This window comes from Amnibacterium soli (genome assembly GCF_039544415.1).
Classification (GTDB): Bacteria; Actinomycetota; Actinomycetes; order Actinomycetales; family Microbacteriaceae; genus Amnibacterium; species Amnibacterium soli.
This window is the reverse complement of sequence record NZ_BAABLP010000002.1, coordinates 268,897-285,875: the sequence shown is the minus strand read 5'-3', so window position 1 is coordinate 285,875 and position 16,979 is coordinate 268,897. Positions and strand designations below refer to the sequence as shown.

The 16,979-nt window shown below is 74.6% G+C and carries 18 protein-coding genes; 10 read left to right on the top strand and 8 right to left on the bottom strand.

Annotated elements, in window-relative coordinates; genetic code table 11:
- Nucleotides 1-7 precede the first annotated feature (7 nt).
- Both ABEA53_RS05365 and ABEA53_RS05360 read left to right on the top strand, forming a co-directional pair.
- Complete coding sequence (locus ABEA53_RS05365) at nucleotides 8-1,255, top strand: arginine deiminase (RefSeq protein WP_345479989.1); 1,248 nt, start codon at nucleotides 8-10, stop codon at nucleotides 1,253-1,255.
- Nucleotides 1,256-1,493: 238 nt separating this feature from the next.
- Nucleotides 1,494-2,318 carry a nuclease-related domain-containing protein gene (locus ABEA53_RS05360; protein ID WP_345479988.1) on the top strand — a complete coding sequence of 275 codons (825 nt, stop codon included), beginning with the start codon at nucleotides 1,494-1,496 and terminating at the stop codon, nucleotides 2,316-2,318.
- On the opposite strand, the gene ABEA53_RS05355 is transcribed toward ABEA53_RS05360, so the two are convergent.
- A complete protein-coding gene (locus ABEA53_RS05355) occupies nucleotides 2,308-2,892 on the bottom strand; it encodes a putative antibiotic biosynthesis monooxygenase (RefSeq protein WP_345479987.1) in 585 nt (194 codons plus the stop codon). The genes ABEA53_RS05360 and ABEA53_RS05355 overlap by 11 nt on opposite strands.
- 59 nt (nucleotides 2,893-2,951) lie before the next feature.
- Here ABEA53_RS05355 and ABEA53_RS05350 point away from each other — a divergent pair, with 59 nt between their 5' ends.
- On the top strand, nucleotides 2,952-3,632 hold the full coding sequence (locus ABEA53_RS05350) for an RraA family protein (RefSeq protein ID WP_345479986.1): 681 nt from the start codon (nucleotides 2,952-2,954) through the stop codon (nucleotides 3,630-3,632).
- Here ABEA53_RS05350 and ABEA53_RS05345 read toward each other — a convergent pair.
- Nucleotides 3,629-4,582, bottom strand: coding sequence for an NYN domain-containing protein (locus tag ABEA53_RS05345; protein ID WP_345480578.1), 954 nt, complete (start codon nucleotides 4,580-4,582; stop codon nucleotides 3,629-3,631). The two genes, ABEA53_RS05350 and ABEA53_RS05345, sit on opposite strands and share 4 nt — an antisense overlap.
- Before the next feature lie 58 nt (nucleotides 4,583-4,640).
- Between ABEA53_RS05345 and ABEA53_RS05340 the strand changes: the two genes are divergently transcribed.
- Nucleotides 4,641-5,420 (top strand): glycosyltransferase family A protein, encoded by a 780-nt coding sequence (locus ABEA53_RS05340; protein WP_345479985.1) that lies wholly within the window; start codon nucleotides 4,641-4,643, stop codon nucleotides 5,418-5,420.
- 9 nt (nucleotides 5,421-5,429) lie between these two features.
- Nucleotides 5,430-5,759 carry a hypothetical protein gene (locus ABEA53_RS05335; protein WP_345479983.1) on the top strand — a complete coding sequence of 110 codons (330 nt, stop codon included), beginning with the start codon at nucleotides 5,430-5,432 and terminating at the stop codon, nucleotides 5,757-5,759.
- Between the two features lie 84 nt (nucleotides 5,760-5,843).
- Here ABEA53_RS05335 and ABEA53_RS05330 read toward each other — a convergent pair whose 3' ends face one another.
- From ABEA53_RS05330 to ABEA53_RS05315, 4 genes are read right to left on the bottom strand one after another with little or no spacing between them, the layout of a single operon-like run.
- A complete protein-coding gene (locus ABEA53_RS05330; RefSeq protein ID WP_345479982.1) occupies nucleotides 5,844-7,208 on the bottom strand; it encodes an amidohydrolase family protein in 1,365 nt (454 codons plus the stop codon).
- Between the two features lie 58 nt (nucleotides 7,209-7,266).
- The gene (locus ABEA53_RS05325) at nucleotides 7,267-7,455 is read right to left on the bottom strand and encodes a hypothetical protein (RefSeq protein ID WP_345479981.1); all 189 of its coding nucleotides are present in this window, start codon (nucleotides 7,453-7,455) and stop codon (nucleotides 7,267-7,269) included.
- 44 nt (nucleotides 7,456-7,499) lie between these two features.
- A complete protein-coding gene (locus tag ABEA53_RS05320; RefSeq protein WP_345479980.1) occupies nucleotides 7,500-8,546 on the bottom strand; it encodes a glycoside hydrolase family 25 domain-containing protein in 1,047 nt (348 codons plus the stop codon).
- Nucleotides 8,546-9,661 (bottom strand): hypothetical protein, encoded by a 1,116-nt coding sequence (locus tag ABEA53_RS05315; RefSeq protein ID WP_345479979.1) that lies wholly within the window; start codon nucleotides 9,659-9,661, stop codon nucleotides 8,546-8,548. Before ABEA53_RS05315 ends, ABEA53_RS05320 begins: the two co-directional genes overlap by 1 nt.
- Nucleotides 9,662-9,770: 109 nt before the next feature.
- Between ABEA53_RS05315 and ABEA53_RS05310 the strand changes: the two genes are divergently transcribed.
- From ABEA53_RS05310 to ABEA53_RS05300, 3 genes are read left to right on the top strand one after another with little or no spacing between them, the layout of a single operon-like run.
- Nucleotides 9,771-10,931: an inorganic phosphate transporter gene (locus ABEA53_RS05310; RefSeq protein WP_345479978.1), complete on the top strand. Its 1,161-nt coding sequence runs from the start codon at nucleotides 9,771-9,773 to the stop codon at nucleotides 10,929-10,931.
- Nucleotides 10,928-11,203 (top strand): hypothetical protein, encoded by a 276-nt coding sequence (locus ABEA53_RS05305; protein ID WP_345479977.1) that lies wholly within the window; start codon nucleotides 10,928-10,930, stop codon nucleotides 11,201-11,203. Before ABEA53_RS05310 ends, ABEA53_RS05305 begins: the two co-directional genes overlap by 4 nt.
- Nucleotides 11,204-11,246: 43 nt before the next feature.
- Nucleotides 11,247-12,080, top strand: coding sequence for an SDR family oxidoreductase (locus ABEA53_RS05300; RefSeq protein WP_345479976.1), 834 nt, complete (start codon nucleotides 11,247-11,249; stop codon nucleotides 12,078-12,080).
- 19 nt (nucleotides 12,081-12,099) lie between these two features.
- Here the strand turns inward: ABEA53_RS05300 and ABEA53_RS05295 are convergent, their stop codons facing one another.
- Together ABEA53_RS05295 and pta are read right to left on the bottom strand one after the other, a co-directional pair.
- The gene (locus ABEA53_RS05295) at nucleotides 12,100-13,224 is read right to left on the bottom strand and encodes an acetate/propionate family kinase (RefSeq protein ID WP_345479975.1); all 1,125 of its coding nucleotides are present in this window, start codon (nucleotides 13,222-13,224) and stop codon (nucleotides 12,100-12,102) included.
- Complete coding sequence (gene pta / locus ABEA53_RS05290) at nucleotides 13,221-15,323, bottom strand: phosphate acetyltransferase (protein ID WP_345479974.1); 2,103 nt, start codon at nucleotides 15,321-15,323, stop codon at nucleotides 13,221-13,223. Before pta ends, ABEA53_RS05295 begins: the two co-directional genes overlap by 4 nt.
- A 58-nt stretch (nucleotides 15,324-15,381) precedes the next feature.
- Between pta and ABEA53_RS05285 the strand changes: the two genes are divergently transcribed.
- Both ABEA53_RS05285 and ABEA53_RS05280 read left to right on the top strand, forming a co-directional pair.
- Complete coding sequence (locus ABEA53_RS05285; RefSeq protein WP_345479973.1) at nucleotides 15,382-15,852, top strand: nucleoside deaminase; 471 nt, start codon at nucleotides 15,382-15,384, stop codon at nucleotides 15,850-15,852.
- Nucleotides 15,853-15,942: 90 nt separating this feature from the next.
- Nucleotides 15,943-16,869: a J domain-containing protein gene (locus ABEA53_RS05280; RefSeq protein ID WP_345479972.1), complete on the top strand. Its 927-nt coding sequence runs from the start codon at nucleotides 15,943-15,945 to the stop codon at nucleotides 16,867-16,869.
- The last annotated feature ends 110 nt before the right edge of the window (nucleotides 16,870-16,979 follow it).

The window sequence follows — 16,979 nt, the reverse complement described above, 5'->3', positions numbered from 1 at the left end:
TGGGCCGATGGTGGACACCCCCGCGTTCGGCGCGTGGTCCGAGGTCGGGCAGCTGCGACGCGTGCTGGTGTGCGCGCCGGGCCTCGCGCACGAGCGGCTGACGCCGACGAACCGCGAGGGGCTGCTCTTCGACGACGTGCTCTGGGTCGAGGAGGCGCAGCGGGACCACCGCGCGTTCGTCGACGCCCTCGAGGCGCAGGACGTCGAGGTGCTCGAGCTGCACGACGTGCTCGCCGAGACCCTGGCCGTGCCGGGCGCGCGCGACTGGCTGCTCGACCGCAAGGTCGTCGCCAACGAGGTCGGCACCCTGTTCGTCGACCCGACCCGCGCCCACCTCGAGTCGCTGCCGGACGCGCGGCTGGCGGAGCTGCTGATCGGCGGCATGGCCGTGGAGGACCTGCCGGGCGCCGACCGCCCCTCCTACCTCCACGCCGTCGGACCCGACCGCGGCCCGGCGGACTACCTGATGCCGCCGCTGCCGAACATGCTCTACACGCGCGACACCACCTGCTGGGTCGGCGGCGGCTACACGCTGAACCCCCTGTACTTCGGCGCCCGGCGCGACGAGACGCTGCTGATGAAGGCGGTCTACGGCTTCCACCCCGGGTTCGCGGCGGCGCAGGAGCGGCTGCTCTGGGGCGACCCCGAGCGGACGTGGGGCTCCGCGACCCTCGAGGGCGGCGACGTGATGGCGCTCGGCGGCGGCGTGGTCCTGATCGGCATGGGGGAGCGCAGCAGCCGCCAGGCGATCGGTCAACTCGCCGCGGCGCTGTTCGCGGCGGGGGAGGCCGAGCGGGTGATCGTCGCCGGCATGCCGAAGCTGCGCGCGGCGATGCACCTCGACACCGTGCTCACCTTCGCGGCCGAGGACGTCGTGACCGTCTACCGGGCGATCGTCGACGGCATCACCCCGTTCAGCCTCTATCCGGCCGACGGCGGCGGCGTCCGCGTCGTCGTGGAGGACCGGCCGCTGCTCGAGGTCGTGCGCACCGCGCTCCGCCTCGACGCCCTGCGGGTCGTGAACACCGGCGGCGACGACTTCGCGGCCGAGCGGCAGCAGTGGGACAGCGCGAACAACGTGGTCGCGGTGCGGCCCGGCACGGTGTTCGCCTACGACCGGAACACGCGCACCAACGACCTGCTGACCGAGGCGGGCATCGAGGTGCTCACGATCCGCGGCGCCGAGCTCGGACGCGGCCGGGGCGGCGGCCACTGCATGACCTGCCCCCTCCTCCGGGACCCCGTCGACTACTGACGCGCCCGCCCTCGGCGGAGCACGACAGCAGGACGATCGGAGCAGGACGCAGGACACGACGACGACAGCAGGACGGAACGGCCCGTTCCGTCCTGCCGAAGTCGTTCCGTCCTGCTGCAGTGCTCCTCGTGCGGAGGAGTGCACGGAACGCCGAGGACCCCTGCACGGGTTGCCCTCCTCGGAGGGGCGCCCCGACTGGGTCTGCCGCCCCTCGGCGCCCCCTCCCTAGCGTCGGGGCATGAGCTCGACGGCCGTACCCGCGGCGACCCAGGACGCCACCGCGACGATGCGCGACCGCCTGCCCGCGCAGGCGCTGCTGGAGCAGGTGCTGCTGCGGCAGGCCGTCGGCCGGCCCCGCACGCGCCTCGAGCGCCTGCTCGGCCGCGACCCCGTCGAGCCCGAGGCCCGCTCCTGGTACACGAACGCGACCGCGGAGCGCGCGGTCGCCGCGCGCCTCGCCACCCTGCCGCCCGGCTGGAGCGTGCTGCACTCGCTGCCCGTCGGCCGCAGCGGCGCGGACATCGACCACCTGATCGTCGGCCCCGGCGGCATCTTCACCGTCAACACGAAGCACCACATCGACGCGAGCGTCTGGGTCGCGGGCCGCACGGTGCTGGTCAACGGCTCGAGCCGGCCGATCGTGCAGAAGGCGGAGGCGGAGGCGCGGCGCGTCGACCGCGTCGTCGCCGGCGTGCTCGCCGACCCGCCCGCCGCCCGCCCGATCATCGCCGTCGTCGGCGCGAAGCGCGTCGCGGTCCGCCGCGCCCCGCGCTTCGTGACCGTGCTGCGCGCCGAGCACCTGCGCCGCTTCCTCCGCAGCCAGCCGCAGCGGCTGACGCCGATCGAGGTCGCCCGGGTCGCCCGCCGCTTCGAGGACCCGGCGACCTGGCAGCCCACGGTCGAGGCCGGCCCCGAGCTGCTGCTCGCGTTCTCGCGCCTCAGCCGCGAGGTGCGCGCCGCCGCCCGCATCCGTGCCGCCTGGGCGGTCGGCCTGCTCGGCACGACGGCCGCCGCGTCGACCGCGATCGTGCTGCCCGGCCTGCTCTCGCTGCTCAGCTCCTGACGCGGCGGCCCGGTCCCCGGCCCCGCAGCAGCCAGGGCCGCAGCGCCCGGGTGACGAGCGGCAGCAGCACGTAGGTCATCAGCGGCGTCGCGACGACGACGGTGATGAAGACCCGCAGCCACAGCGGCAGGGGCCCGGTGAAGGGCGCCGCCGCGAACTGCAGCGCGAGGCTGAGCGGGTAGAAGACGATGAAGATGCTCACCATCTGCTTCCACCGCGGCGGCGCGGGCGGTGCGGCGTCCGCCACGACCACCTCGCTCGGCACGTCGAACCAGCCCTCGATGCCGGTGCGCCGCTCGGTACGCGCGTCCTCGGCGATGCCCGCCGCGCTCGCCACCCACCACGCGCGCTCGGCCGAGCGCTCCCAGGCCGCGAGCGTCTCGCCGTCCTGGAACCGGTAGAGCATGTGCCAGTCCTCGCTGGCCGGGTCGGGGCGGATCCAGCCCGAGCCGAGGTAGCCCGTCATGCCGGTCAGCAGCTCCTGCCCGCTCTTCGCCCAGGCCTGCGCCTCCCGCGCCCTCGCCGCCGGGACGCGGCGGGTGATGGAGACGGTGATCGGCTGCACGACGGTCATGCCTCCAGGGTGCCCTGTCCGTGTTCCGTCCGAGCACCCGTCGGCGCTAGCGTGCCGCGATGGAGCTCGACGGGCTGACGAGCGCGCACGTCGCGGACGGCTGCCTCCGCGCCGGCGTCCCGGTGCGCTGCGGGCCGGCGGGGCTGCGCCCGCTGCTGCCCGGCACCGCCTTCGCGGGGCCCGTGGCGCCCGCCCTGCACCTCGGCAGCGTCGACCGGCTGCTCGAGGCGATCGACGGCGCGGCCCCGGGGCGGGTGCTCGTGGTCGACAACGACGGGGGCCTCGACGAGGCGTGCCTGGGCGACCTCGTCGTGCTCGAGGCCGCCGGCGCGGGGCTCGCCGGGATCGTCGTCTGGGGCCTGCACCGCGACACCGCCGACCTGACGCGGATCGGCCTGCCGCTGCTGAGCCTGGGCGCCCTGCCGACCGGCCCCCTCCCGCACCACGCCCGGCCGGAGCGCCGCGACGTGCGGCTCGGCGAATGGCCTGTGGGGGAGGGGGACCTCGTCGTCGCGGATGACGACGGCGTCGTGCTCGTGCCCGCGGCGGATGCGTCGGCGGTGCTCTCAGCGGCCCGGGGCATCCGCGACGCCGAGCGCGCTCAGGCGCACCGCATCGCCGAGGGCACGTCGCTGCGGACGCAGCTGCGGTTCGCCGAGTACCTCGCGCGGAGGCGGCGGGACCCGTCGTGGACGTTCAGGCGCCACCTCCGCGAGGTCGGCGGCGAGATCGAGACCTAGGCGCTCAGGCGCACGAGCCGCGCGGTGCTGCTCTCGTCGAGGTCGACGAGCTCGCTGCGGGACCGCAGGAAGTCGGAGAACGACCGGTAGCCGAGGCGCCGCTCGCTGAACGACGGGTCGAGGCGCTTCATCTGCTCCTTGACCTGCGAGTTGTGCAGCCAGTCCGCGTCGTCGCCGCCGCGGTCGTGGCCGAGGCGCAGCGCGCGCTGCAGCAGGGCGGTCGCGGCGGTCTGGGGGTCCTCCTCGTCGTCCTCCTCCTCGTCCTGCACCGGGGGCTCGGGCTGCTCGGGCTCCGACTGCTCCGCCACGGGCTCGGGGGAGGAGGAGGCGCGGCGGGAGCGGCGGGGCGCCTTCGGCTCCTTCTCGACGGGCGCCTCCACGGCCTTCGCCCCGGGCAGCGCGTCGTAGGTGACGAGCTCGTCGCACGCCGCGGCCAGCGACCGGCTGGTCGAGCCCGCGACGCCGACCGCGATGACGTAGCGGCCGAGGCGCTTGCAGCGCTGGGCGAGCGCGATGTAGTCGGAGTCGCCGGCGACGAGCACGACGTGGGTGAGGTCGGGCAGGCGGAACATGTCCTCGACGGCGTCGACCGCGAGCCGGATGTCCGCGCCGTTCTTGCCGTACGCGGCGGCGGGGAAGAGCTGCACGAGGTCGACGGCGCGGCCGACGAGCTGGCCGCGGTAGCGCGCGTTCACGGGGGCCGACCAGTCGGCGTAGGCGCGGGTCAGCACCAGCGTGCCGAAGCTGGACGCGAAGTCGATCGCGGCGCCGAGGTCGACCGTGGCCGCCTCCAGCCGCTGGGCGAACTCGGCCTCGCCGAGCGAGCCGTTGGCCGCCCGCTGCCGGTCGCGCTGGAAGCCGCCGCGGCCGTGCACCTCGTCGTAGCGCGAGATGACGATGTTGTCGAAGTCGATGTAGACGGCCACGCGGCCGTCGGACGAGACGGGGATGGGATCCTCCAAGGTGTCGGCCACCCATCATCCCGGTGAGCACGGTTGAATGGTGACCGTGACCTCGCCCCGGATCTCCGTGGTCGTCCCCGTGCGCGACGACGCGCCCTACCTCGGGCTGTGCCTGGAGGCGCTGGCGCGGCAGGACGTGGCGCCGCACGAGGTCATCGTGATCGACAACGGCGTGAGCCGGGAGACCGCCATGGTCGCGCACGCCTCCGGGGCCCGGGTGGTGCCCGAGGACCTGCCGGGCATCGCCGCCGCCGCCGCTCGCGGCTACGACGTGGCCACCGGCGACGTGATCGCGCGCATCGATTCCGACGCGATGCCGCCGGTGGACTGGGTGCGGGAGATCCGCGGCGTCTTCGCGATCGACCCCGCGCTCGACGCGGTGACGGGCCGCGGGGTGTTCGCGGACCTCAGCCCCGCGAAGCGGGTCGTCGCCTCCGCGGGCTACCACGGCGTCTACTACGGCCTGTTCGGCATCGCCCTCGGGCAGGTGCCGCTGCACGCCTCGAACTTCGCGATGCGCCGCACGGTGTGGGAGGCGGTGCGCGCCGAGGTCCACCGCACCGACCCCTCGGTGCACGACGACCTCGACCTGACGATGCACCTCGGGCGCACCCGCCGGGTCCGCTTCGAGCCGCGCCTCGCCGTCGCCGTGTCGTCCCGCCAGATCCCGTCCGTGCCGCGGCTCGCGAGCGGGCTGCTGCGCACGGGTCACACGATGCGCGTCAACGCCGAGCGCCTGCGGGAGACCCGGGCGGGCCGGCTGCTCGGCACCGGGTTCGGCATCGGCCCCTTCGGCGCGATGGTCCCGCCGCGCCGGCACCCCTAGGAGGCCGCCGTGACCGATCCCTTCCGCAGCGACGCCGGGGTGCCCTACCGGTCGAGCCTCGGGCGCGGCCCCGTGATCGACCCGGACGCGCCCCGGCCGAACGGCTTCGCCGTCGCCTCCCTCGTGCTCGGCGTCGTGGGGCTCGCGGTCGGCGTCATCCCGCTGTTCATCGGGCTGATCCTGAGCTTCCTGCCGACCGTGCTCGCGATCCTCTTCGGCCTCATCGGCCTGGCCCGCACCTCGACCCGCCGCTCGGGCTTCGTGCCCGCGCTGCTCGGCACGCTGCTCGGCAGCCTCACCGCGTTCCTCTGGACGACGGGCTACGGCGTCGTCTGGTAGCCCGGCAGGCTGTGCACGACCCGCGGACGCGTGCACCCGCTACGGGTCGCGCACACGTCCGCAGGTCGTGCACGACGAGCCGCGTCAGGCCGGGTGGCCCCACTCGGCGGCGACGGCGGGCATGCGGCGGTGGACCTCCTCCACCGCGCGCGGCGCGAGCGGGTTGGTCGAGACGCCGTCCTCGGCGACCAGCTCGCCGCCGATGTACACGCGCTTGAGGTTGCGGAGCGTGCTCGAGAGCACGTAGTTCCGCACCGGGTGCCACAGCGGACCCATGTCGGGCCGACGGGGGTCGACGACGAGGAAGTCGGCGAACTTGCCGACCTCGAGGCTGCCGACGCGGTCGGCGACCCCCAGCACCTCGGCGGAGCCGAGCGTCGCCATGCGCAGCACGTCCTCGGGCAGCACCGAGCGCGGGTCGCCCGTCGCGGCGCGCACGGAGTAGATGCCCATCCGCATGTTCTGCCACGGGTCCGACACGTCGGTGCACGCCTGGTCGTCGAGGCCGATGCCGATCGGCATGCCGGCCTCGCGGATGCGGACGATGTCCGCGGTCCCGGAGGCGAGGCGGCCGTTGGAGGCGGGCTGCCACGACATCCGCCCGCCGCCCGCGGCCGCCTCGGCGATGATTTCCGGCGTCGTCTGGATGAAGTGGCCGAAGATCAGTCCCAGCTCGAGCGCGCCGGCGTCCCGGTAGAGCGCGAACTTCGAGCGCTGCAGCTCCACCGCCTCCCTCGTCTCGAGGAAGTGCGCCTCGTTGATCACGCCGTAGCGGCGCATCGCGGCGACCTCGAGCTCGGCGGCGTTCGGGCGCGGCGACCACTGCACGGCGCCCATGATCGCGGCGCCGAGCGCGAAGTCGGGGTCGAGGGAGGCGACGTGGTCCACCATCAGGCCGAAGCGGTCGAGCACCTCCTCGTCCGTGCCGATGGCGTCGTCGAGGCTCGCGGCGTTGATGAACCGCATGCCGCTGTCGAGCTTCGCGTCGATCTGGGCGAGCTGCTGCTCGAGCGGCCGCAGCTGCCCGGCGCCGCTCTTGGCGCCGTCGACCATCGGCTCCCACGGGATGCGCGGGTCGGTGAAGTCGAACGCGGTCGTCGTGCCGTTCGCGACGAAGTCGAGCGAGCCGTGCAGCGAGCTCCAGTAGTAGTCCTCGGGGGAGGCGTGGCTCATCAGCCCGAGCATCGAGTCGCACCAGCCGTACAGCGTGGCGTCGACGCCGAGGCCGCGGGCGCCGCTCGTGAAGAGGTGGCTGTGCGCCGACACGAACCCCGGGGCGACGAACGCGCCGGCGACGTCGAGCACCTCGGCACCGGGCACCTCGGGCGCCTCGCCCTCGCCGATGGCGGTGATGCGGCCGTCGTCGACCTGCATCCAGCCGCTCGGGACGTGCCCCGAGTCGTCGCCGGCCATGGTGATGAGTCGTGCGTGCACGACGAGGAGCGTCATGCCGCCAGTGTGTCGAGCGGATGTTTCGGGGATGCGACGGCAGGGCGCCGCGCGCGGGTCAGGCCTGGCCGGAGTCCTCCGCGGCCTCGACCTCGACGCCCGTGAGCTCGGGGTCGACGGCGGTCACGCGGTCGCGGGCGGCGAGCGCCTCCTCGACCGGCTGCGAGGAGGCCGGCTCCGACTGCTCGAGCACGTCGGCGGGGTCCGCCTCGATGCCGTCGACGGGATCGCTGTCGAGGATGTCCATGCGTCGACCCTCCCGCAGGCTCCCGACCGATCGGTGGGAGCCGGTCAGGAGGCGATGCGGTGCGACGCGCTCGTCTTCGCCGAGCGGCTGTAGCCGGTCTCCGTCGCAGTGACCCGGACGGCGATGCGATGGCGCTTGTCGGCCTTCTTCACCACGTACGTCCTGTGGGTGGCCTTCGCGATGTCGTGGCCGTCCCGCGTCCACCGGTAGGCGAGGTGCACCGAGCCCGGGCCCCAGGTGCCCGCCTTCGCCGTGAGCTTCTCGCCGACGCGGGAGTGCCCGGAGATCTTCGGCTTCGGCGCCTTCGTCAGCACGCCGCAGGCGACGTCGCGGTCGATCCCCGCGGCGGTGTCGCGCCACTGGGTCAGGGTCAGCCGACCCGTCGTCAGCGGGGCGTGGCTGCAGAGCCGCTCCGCGGAGCCCTGCGTCGTGCCGGCCGCGATCCACGACGGCAGCTTCGACAGGGCGCTGGAGGCCGGGACGGTGCCGACGATGTCCTTGAACTCGCCGGCGCTCGAGTAGAGGCCGACCGGCTTCTTCGCCTTCGTGAACGCGGCGGTCATGCCCTCGAGCGCGGCGCGGTTGCGGGCGGTGGAGGTGCTCCAGCTGTTGATCGACTCCACGTCGAGCCACCAGCGGCCGACGGAGCCGGTGACGCCGCTCGTCTCGATGTCGTCCCAGGCGAGGGACGCGCCGTAGACCCACGAGCAGGCGCGGGAGGTCTCGTTCCGGCAGTGGCCGTACGGCGACAGGACCTTCCGGCCCCGCTTGGTGACGTCGCCCGTCGGCGCGAAGCTCGCGGCGGCGCGGTCCGGGTTCGCGGTGTTGACGTAGACGTCGACCCGGGAGTGCACGGTGCCGGGGGAGCCCGCCGCCCAGGCCAGCTGGGTGGCGAGGCAGGGGTTCGCCTGGGTGGCGACGCCGTTGTCCACGCCGACGATCGCGAAGTCGCCGACGGCCGGGAGGACCGTGCCGCACTGCGGGAAGGAGACGTCGATCCCCGTGGGGCGGCTCGCCGCGTCGGCGGCGGTGGGCACGGCGAGGGCGAGCACGGCACCGGCGACGACGGCGGTGAGGAGGCGGCGGCGCATCAGGCGGTGAACCACTGGGCGCGGCGTTCGGGGGTCACGGTCGGCTCCGGTTCCGGTTCGGTGATCACGACGGCGGGGCTGGCCAGCGTGAGCGGGGGCGCGCCCAGGCGGCTGCCAGTGACGACCACGGCGATCGAGTGGCCGACGTCGGACGCCGTGGGGGAGTAGGACCCGCCGGTCGCGCCGTCGATCGGCACGCCGTCCCTGGTCCACACGGTGCGGAGTGTGACACCCGACGGGCCCCAGGCGCCAGGGTCGAGGGCCAGGAGGCCCCCGGAAGTGGCGGCACCGTCGACGCTCGGCCGGGTGCCGGCGACGCCGACCTCGCAGGAGACGTCGTGGTCGATGCCGTGCTCGACCCACTGCACCATGCGCACGGTGCCGCCCGGCGTCAGCGGGGCGGAGCGGCAGCTGCGCACCGCGCCCTCGCGCGTGGTGGCGCCCGCGATCCAGCTCGGCGTGCCGGCCAGGGCGACGGAGGGGGTGGCGGTGCCGATGATGATGTTCCACTGGCGCTGCGTCGAGTAGACGCCGACGTCGCCGCCGCCCGCGCGGATCGCTGCGGCCATGCCCTCGAGCACCGCGAGGTTGGCCTGCCGGTTCCAGCTCCAGGAGTTCATGGTCTCGACGTCGAGCCACCACATCCGGGCGCCGGGATCGCTGACGCCGCGGTTCCGCACGTCGTCGAGGCCGACGGAGTAGCCGTAGACGTAGGCGCACGCCGCGTTCTCGGCGCCGGCGCACCGGCCCTTCGGGTTGACGACGGTGGCGCCGCCCACGGTCATGTCCGCGGTCGGCCACCAGTCGCCGAGGTGGCCCGGGTTCGCGGTGTTCACGTAGACGTCGGCCCGCAGCACGGACCCGTCGTCGGTGACGGCGTCGCCCCAGGCGAGCTGCTCGTCGAGGCAGGGGTTCGTGGTGGTGCCCGTGCCGGCGTTCACGCCGACCACGGCGATGTCCTGTCGCCGGGGCAGCTCGCCGCCGCACTGCGGGTACGAGACGTCGTAGCCGGTCGCGGTGGTGGTGCTCGTCGCCGCCGCGTCGGCGGCCGTGGCGGTGCCCGTCACCAGCGCCGCCGCGAGGGCGGCGGCGGCGAGCAGGACCCGGCTGAGCATCGGCACAGTATGAAGTCGCACCCGCGCCGCAGAGCGTCCATCGCGCGGCGCGTCCGCGTCGCCGCTACGCTCCCCGGGTGCCGATGACGACGACCGCTGGTACGCGGTCGTGAACGAGTCGATCGCGCTGGTGGTCCTGGTGATCCTCTTCGCGCTGGTCTTCGACTTCACGAACGGGTTCCACGACACCGCCAACGCGATGGCCACTCCGATCGCGACCGGAGCGCTCAAGCCGAAGACGGCGGTGCTGATCGCCGCCGTGCTGAACCTGGTGGGCGCCTTCCTGTCGACGGAGGTGGCGCAGACGATCTCCGGGGGACTGCTCGCGGAGAAGGACGGGGCGAGCGTCGGCACGTCCATCGTCTTCGCCGGCCTGATCGGCGCCATCGTCTGGAACCTGACGACCTGGTACCTGGGGCTGCCGTCCTCCTCCAGCCACGCGCTGTTCGGCGGCCTGGTCGGCGCCGCGATCGTCGGCGCCGGGTTCGGGGCCGTCGACTACGGCGTGCTGCTCGGGAAGGTGATCCTCCCCGCGGTGCTCGCGCCCTTCACGGCCGCCCTCGTCGCGTTCGTCGCCACGCGCGCCGCCTACGCGATCACCCGCCGCTCGGACGGGCTGCCCGACGGGCGCCGCGTCTTCCGCGTCGGGCAGATCTTCTCCTCCTCGCTCGTCGCCCTGGCGCACGGCACGAACGACGCGCAGAAGACGATGGGCGTCATCACGCTCACGCTCGTCGCCGCGGGCCTGCAGACCGCGGGCTCGCGCCCGGAGCTGTGGGTCGTGCTGGCGTGCGCCCTCGCGATCGCCCTCGGCACCTACTCGGGCGGCTGGCGGATCATCCGCACGCTCGGCACCGGGCTCACCGCGGTCAAGCCCGCGCAGGGCTTCGCGTCGGAGGTCGGCACGGCGTCGACGATCCTCGCCTCCACCACCGTCGGCTTCGCGCTCTCCACGACCCACGTCGCCTCCGGGTCCGTGATCGGTTCGGCGCTCGGCCGCCAGCGCCGCGAGGTGCACTGGAGCACCGCGCGCCGCATCGTCACCGGCTGGCTGTTCACCCTGCCCGGCGCCGCCGTGGTCGGTGCGCTCGCGGCCCTGATCGCGCGCCTCGGGGTGACCGGCGTCGTGATCGACGCCGTGCTCGGCGTCGGCTTCATGGTGGCCGTGTTCCTGCGGGCCCGTCCCGAGCGCGTCGACGCGTCCAGCCTCGAGGCCGAGGTGGCCGCCGCCGGCGGCGCCGTGCGCAAGCGACGGAGGACCGACGCGTGACCGCGATCGACTGGCCCGCCTTCCTGCTCGTCCTCGTCGCGTCGCTCGTCAGCGCCGTCGCCGCGGTGTCGCTGTTCGCGGTCGGGGTGCGCCTGCTGGCCGCGCCGGCCGCCGGCGCGGCCGCCGCGAGCTTCGAGCCGGACGACCAGGGCGAGGACGACCCGACCACGCCCGCCGACGCGCGCCCGGTCGGCGCCACCGTCGGCGCGATCGCGGCCTTCGCGGTCGCCGCGGCCGTGGCGGTCGTCGGCGTGCTGCTGATCATCCACTGACGCGTCCGGGAATGCCGAGGCCGTTCCCGCGGCTTCCCCTCCCATGCGCACACTCGCGATCACGGGGGCCAGCGGCCACATCGGCGGCACCGCGGCCCGGCTGCTCGGCGACCGGGTCGACCGGCTGATCCTCCGCGACCCCTCGCGGGCGCCCCGCATCGACGGCGACCCGGCGGTGCGCGTCGCGACCTACGCGGACGGCGCCGCGATGCGGGCGGCGCTCGAGGGCGTCGACGTCCTGCTGCTCGTGTCCGGTGCGGAGGCGCAGGATCGGCTGGAGCAGCACCGCACGGCCGTGCGGGCCGCCGCGGAGGCCGGCGTCCGGCACGTCGTCTACACGAGCTTCGACGGCGCCGCGGCGGACGCCGACTTCACGCTGGGCCGCGACCACTGGCACACCGAGCAGGCGATCCGCGACTCCAGGATGGCGTGGACCTTCCTGCGCGACAGCTTCTACCTCGACTTCTTCCCGCTCTTCGCGGCCGAGGACGGCACGATCAGCGGGCCCGCCGGCGACGGGCGGGTCGCAGCCGTCGCCCGGACGGACGTCGCGGAGGCGGCCGCCGCGGTGCTGCGCGACCCGGAGGCGCACGAGCTCGCGACCTACCGCCTCACCGGCGGCGAGGCGATCTCCTTCGCCGAGGCCGCCGCCCGGATGACCGCGGCGCTCGGCCGCCCGTTCCGCTTCGTCGACCAGACGCTCGACGAGGCCTACGCCTCCCGCCGCCCGCTGTCGGACCAGCAGTGGCAGCTCGACGCGTGGGTGAGCACCTACACGGCCATCGGCAGCGGCGAGCTCGCCGCGACGACCGACGACGTCGAGCGGCTCACGAGCCACGCCCCGCGAACGCTGGAGCAGGCCCTCCGCGGCGAGTGAGCGCCGGCGTCGCGGCCCGCTAGTGCGCGAGCGCCGCGGCGGTCTGCCGGGCGATCTCCAGCTCCTCGTTCGTCGGTACGACGAGCACCGGCACGGGGGAGTCGTCGGTCGAGATGCGGCGGGCGGCCTTCGAGGCGACCTCGCGGCGGTCGGGGTCGACGTGCAGGCCGAGGTGCCGCAGCGGATCGAGGGTGCGGCGGCGCAGCAGCGAGTTGTTCTCACCGACCCCGGCCGTGAACACGAGGGCGTCGAGGCCGCCGAGCTCGGCGAAGTACGCGCCGATGTAGTGGCGCAGCCGGTGCCGGTAGACGGCGAGCGCCTCCTCCGCGGCCTCGTCCCCCTCCGCGGCGGCGGCCTGCACGTCGCGCATGTCGCCGCGGCCGGTGAGGCCCTTCAGGCCGCTCTGCCGGTTCAGCATCTGCTCGAGCTCGTCGAAGCCCATGCCCGCCTGCCGGTGCAGGTGGAAGATCGCGGCCGGGTCGATGTCGCCGGAGCGGGTGCCCATGACCAGGCCTTCGAGCGGCGTCATGCCCATCGAGGTGTCGACCGAGCGGCCGTCGCGCACCGCGCACGCGGAGGCGCCGTTGCCGAGGTGCAGCACGACGATCCGGGAGTCCTCGAGCGGGATGCCGAGGAACTCGGCCGCGGTGCGGGAGACGTACTGGTGCGAGGTGCCGTGGAAGCCGTACCGCCGCACCTGGTGCTCGCGGGCGAGGTCCGCCGGGATCGCGTAGGTCGCCGCGGCGCTCGGGATGGTCCGGTGGAACGCGGTGTCGAACACGGCGACCTGCGGCACGTCGAGCACCGCCTGCGCGGCGCGGATGCCCTGCAGGTTGGCCGGGTTGTGGAGGGGTGCGAGGGCGGACAGGTCGTCGATCGCCTGCTCCACCTCCGGCGTGATCAGGGTGGCGGCGTCGAACCGGTCGCCGCCGTGGACCACGCGGTGCCCGACCGCCGACGGCTCCGGCAGCCCCTCGATGTCGTCGAGGGCCCGGCGCACAGCGGCCTCGTGATCGGGCACGCCGCCGTCCTCGCCGATCCGCTCGACGGTGCCGGAGGCGTGCACGTCGCCCGAGTCCGGGTCGACGAGCTGGTACTTCAGCGAGGAGGACCCGGCGTTCAGGACGAAGACCGGCCCGCTCATCGGGCGGCCGCCGTCGACTGGGCCTGCGCCTGGATCGCGGTGATCGCGATCGTGTTCACGATGTCGCGCACGAGCGCTCCTCTCGAGAGGTCGTTGATCGGCTTGTTCAGGCCCTGCAGCACCGGCCCGATCGCGAGCGCGTTGGAGGAGCGCTGCACCGCCTTGTAGGTGTTGTTGCCGGTGTTCAGGTCGGGGAAGACGAAGACCGTGGCGCGGCCCGCCACCGCGGAGCCGGGCATCTTCGCGGCCGCGACCTGCGGGTCGGCGGCGGCGTCGTACTGGATCGGCCCCTCCACGAGCACCTGCGGCGCGCGCTCGCGCACGAGCGCGGTCGCGGCCCGCACCTTCTCCACGTCGGCGCCGCTGCCCGAGCTGCCCGTCGAGTAGGAGAGCATCGCGACGCGGGGGTCGATGCCGAACTGCTGCGCGGTGCCGGCGGCGGACACCGCGATGTCCGCGAGCTGCTCGCTCGTCGGGTCGGGGATGACGGCGCAGTCGCCGTAGACGAGCACCCGGTCGGCGAGCGCCATCAGGAACACGCTCGACACCACCGAGACGCCGGGCGCCGTCTTGATCAGCTCGAACGCCGGGCGGATGGTGTGCGCCGTGGTGTGGGCGGCGCCGGACACCATCCCGTCGGCGAGCCCCAGGTGGACCATCAGGGTGCCGAAGTAGGACACGTCGGTGACGGTGTCGCGGGCCATCTCGAGCGAGACGTTCTTGTGCGCCCGCTCGCGGGCGTAGACCTCCGCGAACCGCTCGCGCAGCGGGCTCGTCGTGGGGCTGAGCACATGCGCACGGCCGAGGTCGATGCCGAGCCCGACCGCGCGGGAGCGCACCTGCACCTCGTTGCCGAGGATCGTCAGCTCGGCGATGTCCCGCGCCAGCACGATGCCCGCGGCCTCGAGGATCCGGTCGTCGTCCCCCTCCGGCAGCACGATGTGGCGGCGCCGCTCCCGCGCGCGGGCGAGCAGGCCGTACTCGAACATCAGCGGCGTGACCACGGCGGAGGCGTGCACGTCGATCGCGTCGAGCAGCGCCTCCGCGTCGACGTGCTCCTCGAACAGCGCGAGCGCCTCCGCGGCCTTCTGCGGCGACTCCGCCGCGAGCGTGCTGCGGACGGCCGAGACGGCGGTGATCGTCTCGTAGGTGCCGAGCGCGGTGCTCGCGATCGGCAGCGCGATCTGCAGGCCGTCGATCAGGCGGGCGACGTTCGGCGGCAGCGGGAAGCCGCCGGTCAGCACCACGCCGGTGAGGGAGGGGAAGGTCTGCGAGGCGTGGGCCAGCAGCACGCCGAGCAGGGTGTCGACGCGGTCGCTCGGCACGACGACGAGCGCCCCCTCCACGAGCCGCGGCAGCACGTTCTCGAGCGTCATGGCGGCGACGACGATGCCGGCGACCGTGCGCTCGGTGAGGGCCGCGTCGCCGGCGACGAGCGCCGCGTCCGCGGCCCGCAGCACGCTGCGCAGGGCGGGCGCGACGAGCGCGGGGTCCTCCGGGATCGCGGAGACCGGCAGGTCCGCGGGCACCAGCGGGCGCAGCGCCTCCGGGATCGCGGCGAGCTCGCTCGGCTCGGCGCGGTTCACGAGCACGCCGACCAGCTCCGCGTGCTCCGAGCGGAACTCGCCGAGCGCGATCTCCGCGACCTGCTCGACCTCGTGCGCGGTCCGGCCCTCGTGGCCGCCGGGACGGCGCCCGCCGAGCACGAGCAGCACCGGCGCGCCGAGGTTGGCTGCGACCCGCGCGTTGAAGGACAGCTCGGTCGGGGTGCCGACGTCGGTGTAGTCGCTGCCGACCACGAGCACGGCGTCGCAGCGGTCCGCCATCGCGCGGAACCGCTCGACGATCGTGCCGAGCGCGGCCTCGGGGTCGTGGTGCACCGCCTCGTAGGTGGTGCCGACGGCGTCGGCCGGCGCGACGTCCGCGGTCGCGCGCGACAGCAGCAGGTCGAGCACGTAGTCGCCGTCCGCGCCGCGGCCGACGGGGCGGAACACGCCGACGCGCCCGACGCGGCGGGTGAGCGCGTCCACGAGTCCGAGAGCGACGGCCGACTTGCCGGTGTGCCCCTCCACCGAGGCCAGGTAGATGGTCTGAGGCATGGCCCGAGCGTAGGGACGACCGCTGAGCGTCGGCCAGCCGCGCGGCTAGGGTTCCCGCGTGGATCAGGACGCACTGCTGCGGCGCGCCGTCGAGCTCGCCGACCGCGCGAGGGCCCGGGGCGACCATCCGTTCGGGGCGCTGCTCGCGACCGCGGACGGCCGCATCGCGCTGGAGGCGGAGAACTCGGTCGGCACCACCCGCGACGTCACGGGCCACGCGGAGACGAACCTGGTGTCCGCGGCGACGCGGCGCTTCGGGGCCGACGAGCTGCGGTCGATGACGCTCGTCACCAGCTGCGAGCCCTGCGCGATGTGCTCCGGGGCGATCTACTGGTCCGGGATCGGCGCCGTCGTCTTCGGCCTCTCCGAGAAGGGGCTGCTGGCGCTCACCGGCGACGACCCGGAGAACCCGACGCTCGACCTGCCCTGCCGCACCGTGCTGTCCGCCGGCCAGCGGGAGATCGCCGTGACCGGCCCGCTGCTGGAGGAGGAGGCCGCCGCCTCCCACGCCGGCTTCTGGCGCGGCTGACCGCCGTCCGCCACCGCGGGCGACGCGCCGCTCATGGAGGCGCCCGGTACGGTGTGTCGCTCGAACGAGCCCGATCGATGAGAAGTGCGCATGCCTGACAGCCCGATGTCCGCCTCGCCCTACGAGGTCCTGGGCGTGCCGGCCGGCGCGACCGACGAGGACCTCCGGCGCGCGTACCGGCGGCTGCTCCGCGAGACGCACCCGGACACCGGCGGCGACCCGCAGCGGTTCATCGCGGTCCAGGCGGCCTGGGAGCGCATCGGCAGCCCCGACGCCCGCGCCCAGTACGACCGCGGCCGCTCGCCGCTGGGGGAGCCCGCGTCCTGGGCGCCCTCCTCCGGACCGCGGGCCGGCGGCGACCGGCCCGCCTCCACCCGGCCCTCCGCCCGCACCTTCGGCCACCCCGGCGGCTGGCGGCGCGAGCGCTACCTCGACCTGCTGCGCGAGTGGGTGGGGTTCGGCGAGTCGATCCCCGACCCGTACGACCCGGTGCTCGTGCGCCGCGCGCCGCGCGAGATCCGGCACCTGCTCGCGGACGCGCTCGCCGAGGAGGCGACCGCCCGGCGCCTCGGGTCCCTCGGCATCGGGTTCACGGTCTGGCACGACGTCGCGGCCGGCGGCTCCGACGAGAAGATCGACCACGTCGTGCTCGGGCCGACCGGCCTGTTCGCGATCCAGTCGGAGGACTTCGGCGGCCCCCTCGGCGTCCGCCGCGGTGAGCTGACGGGGGAGGCGCTCGCGGGGGAGCGTCCGATGCACGAGCTGGCGGTCCGCGCGAAGGCGGTCGCGCGCTCCGCGCGCGTGAAGTTCACCGGGCTGCTGCTCGTGCTGCCCGACGAGCACCTCGACGAGCCGGCCGCCTCGCTCGGCTCCTCCCGCGGCGCCGAGCAGGTGGTGCTGCGCGCCTCGGTGCTGCTCACCGCGCTGCGCGACGGACTGCCCGACGCCCGCCCGGTCGGCGGCAACGAGATCTTCGAGGTGCGCACCCGGCTCCAGGCCGCGATCCGCTTCGCGTGAGTTCGCGGATCCGCAGAACGTCCGCGGATCCGGATGAATCGGGCGACACGCCGCAGCGGAGGCGCTTCGCACGGCGTGTCGCGCAGGATCTCCGGATCCGCGAACGGGAG

Coding starts and splice junctions, on each gene's coding strand:
- ABEA53_RS05315 (WP_345479979.1), bottom strand. CDS start 9,661: ATGCTCAGCCGGGTCCTGCTCGCCGCCGCCGCCCTCGCGGCGGCGCTG.
- ABEA53_RS05325 (WP_345479981.1), bottom strand. CDS start 7,455: ATGGACATCCTCGACAGCGATCCCGTCGACGGCATCGAGGCGGACCCC.
- ABEA53_RS05280 (WP_345479972.1), top strand. CDS start 15,943: ATGCCTGACAGCCCGATGTCCGCCTCGCCCTACGAGGTCCTGGGCGTG.
- ABEA53_RS05360 (WP_345479988.1), top strand. CDS start 1,494: ATGAGCTCGACGGCCGTACCCGCGGCGACCCAGGACGCCACCGCGACG.
- pta (WP_345479974.1), bottom strand. CDS start 15,323: ATGCCTCAGACCATCTACCTGGCCTCGGTGGAGGGGCACACCGGCAAG.
- ABEA53_RS05350 (WP_345479986.1), top strand. CDS start 2,952: ATGGAGCTCGACGGGCTGACGAGCGCGCACGTCGCGGACGGCTGCCTC.
- ABEA53_RS05320 (WP_345479980.1), bottom strand. CDS start 8,546: ATGCGCCGCCGCCTCCTCACCGCCGTCGTCGCCGGTGCCGTGCTCGCC.
- ABEA53_RS05300 (WP_345479976.1), top strand. CDS start 11,247: ATGCGCACACTCGCGATCACGGGGGCCAGCGGCCACATCGGCGGCACC.
- ABEA53_RS05295 (WP_345479975.1), bottom strand. CDS start 13,224: ATGAGCGGGCCGGTCTTCGTCCTGAACGCCGGGTCCTCCTCGCTGAAG.
- ABEA53_RS05355 (WP_345479987.1), bottom strand. CDS start 2,892: ATGACCGTCGTGCAGCCGATCACCGTCTCCATCACCCGCCGCGTCCCG.
- ABEA53_RS05330 (WP_345479982.1), bottom strand. CDS start 7,208: ATGACGCTCCTCGTCGTGCACGCACGACTCATCACCATGGCCGGCGAC.
- ABEA53_RS05365 (WP_345479989.1), top strand. CDS start 8: ATGGTGGACACCCCCGCGTTCGGCGCGTGGTCCGAGGTCGGGCAGCTG.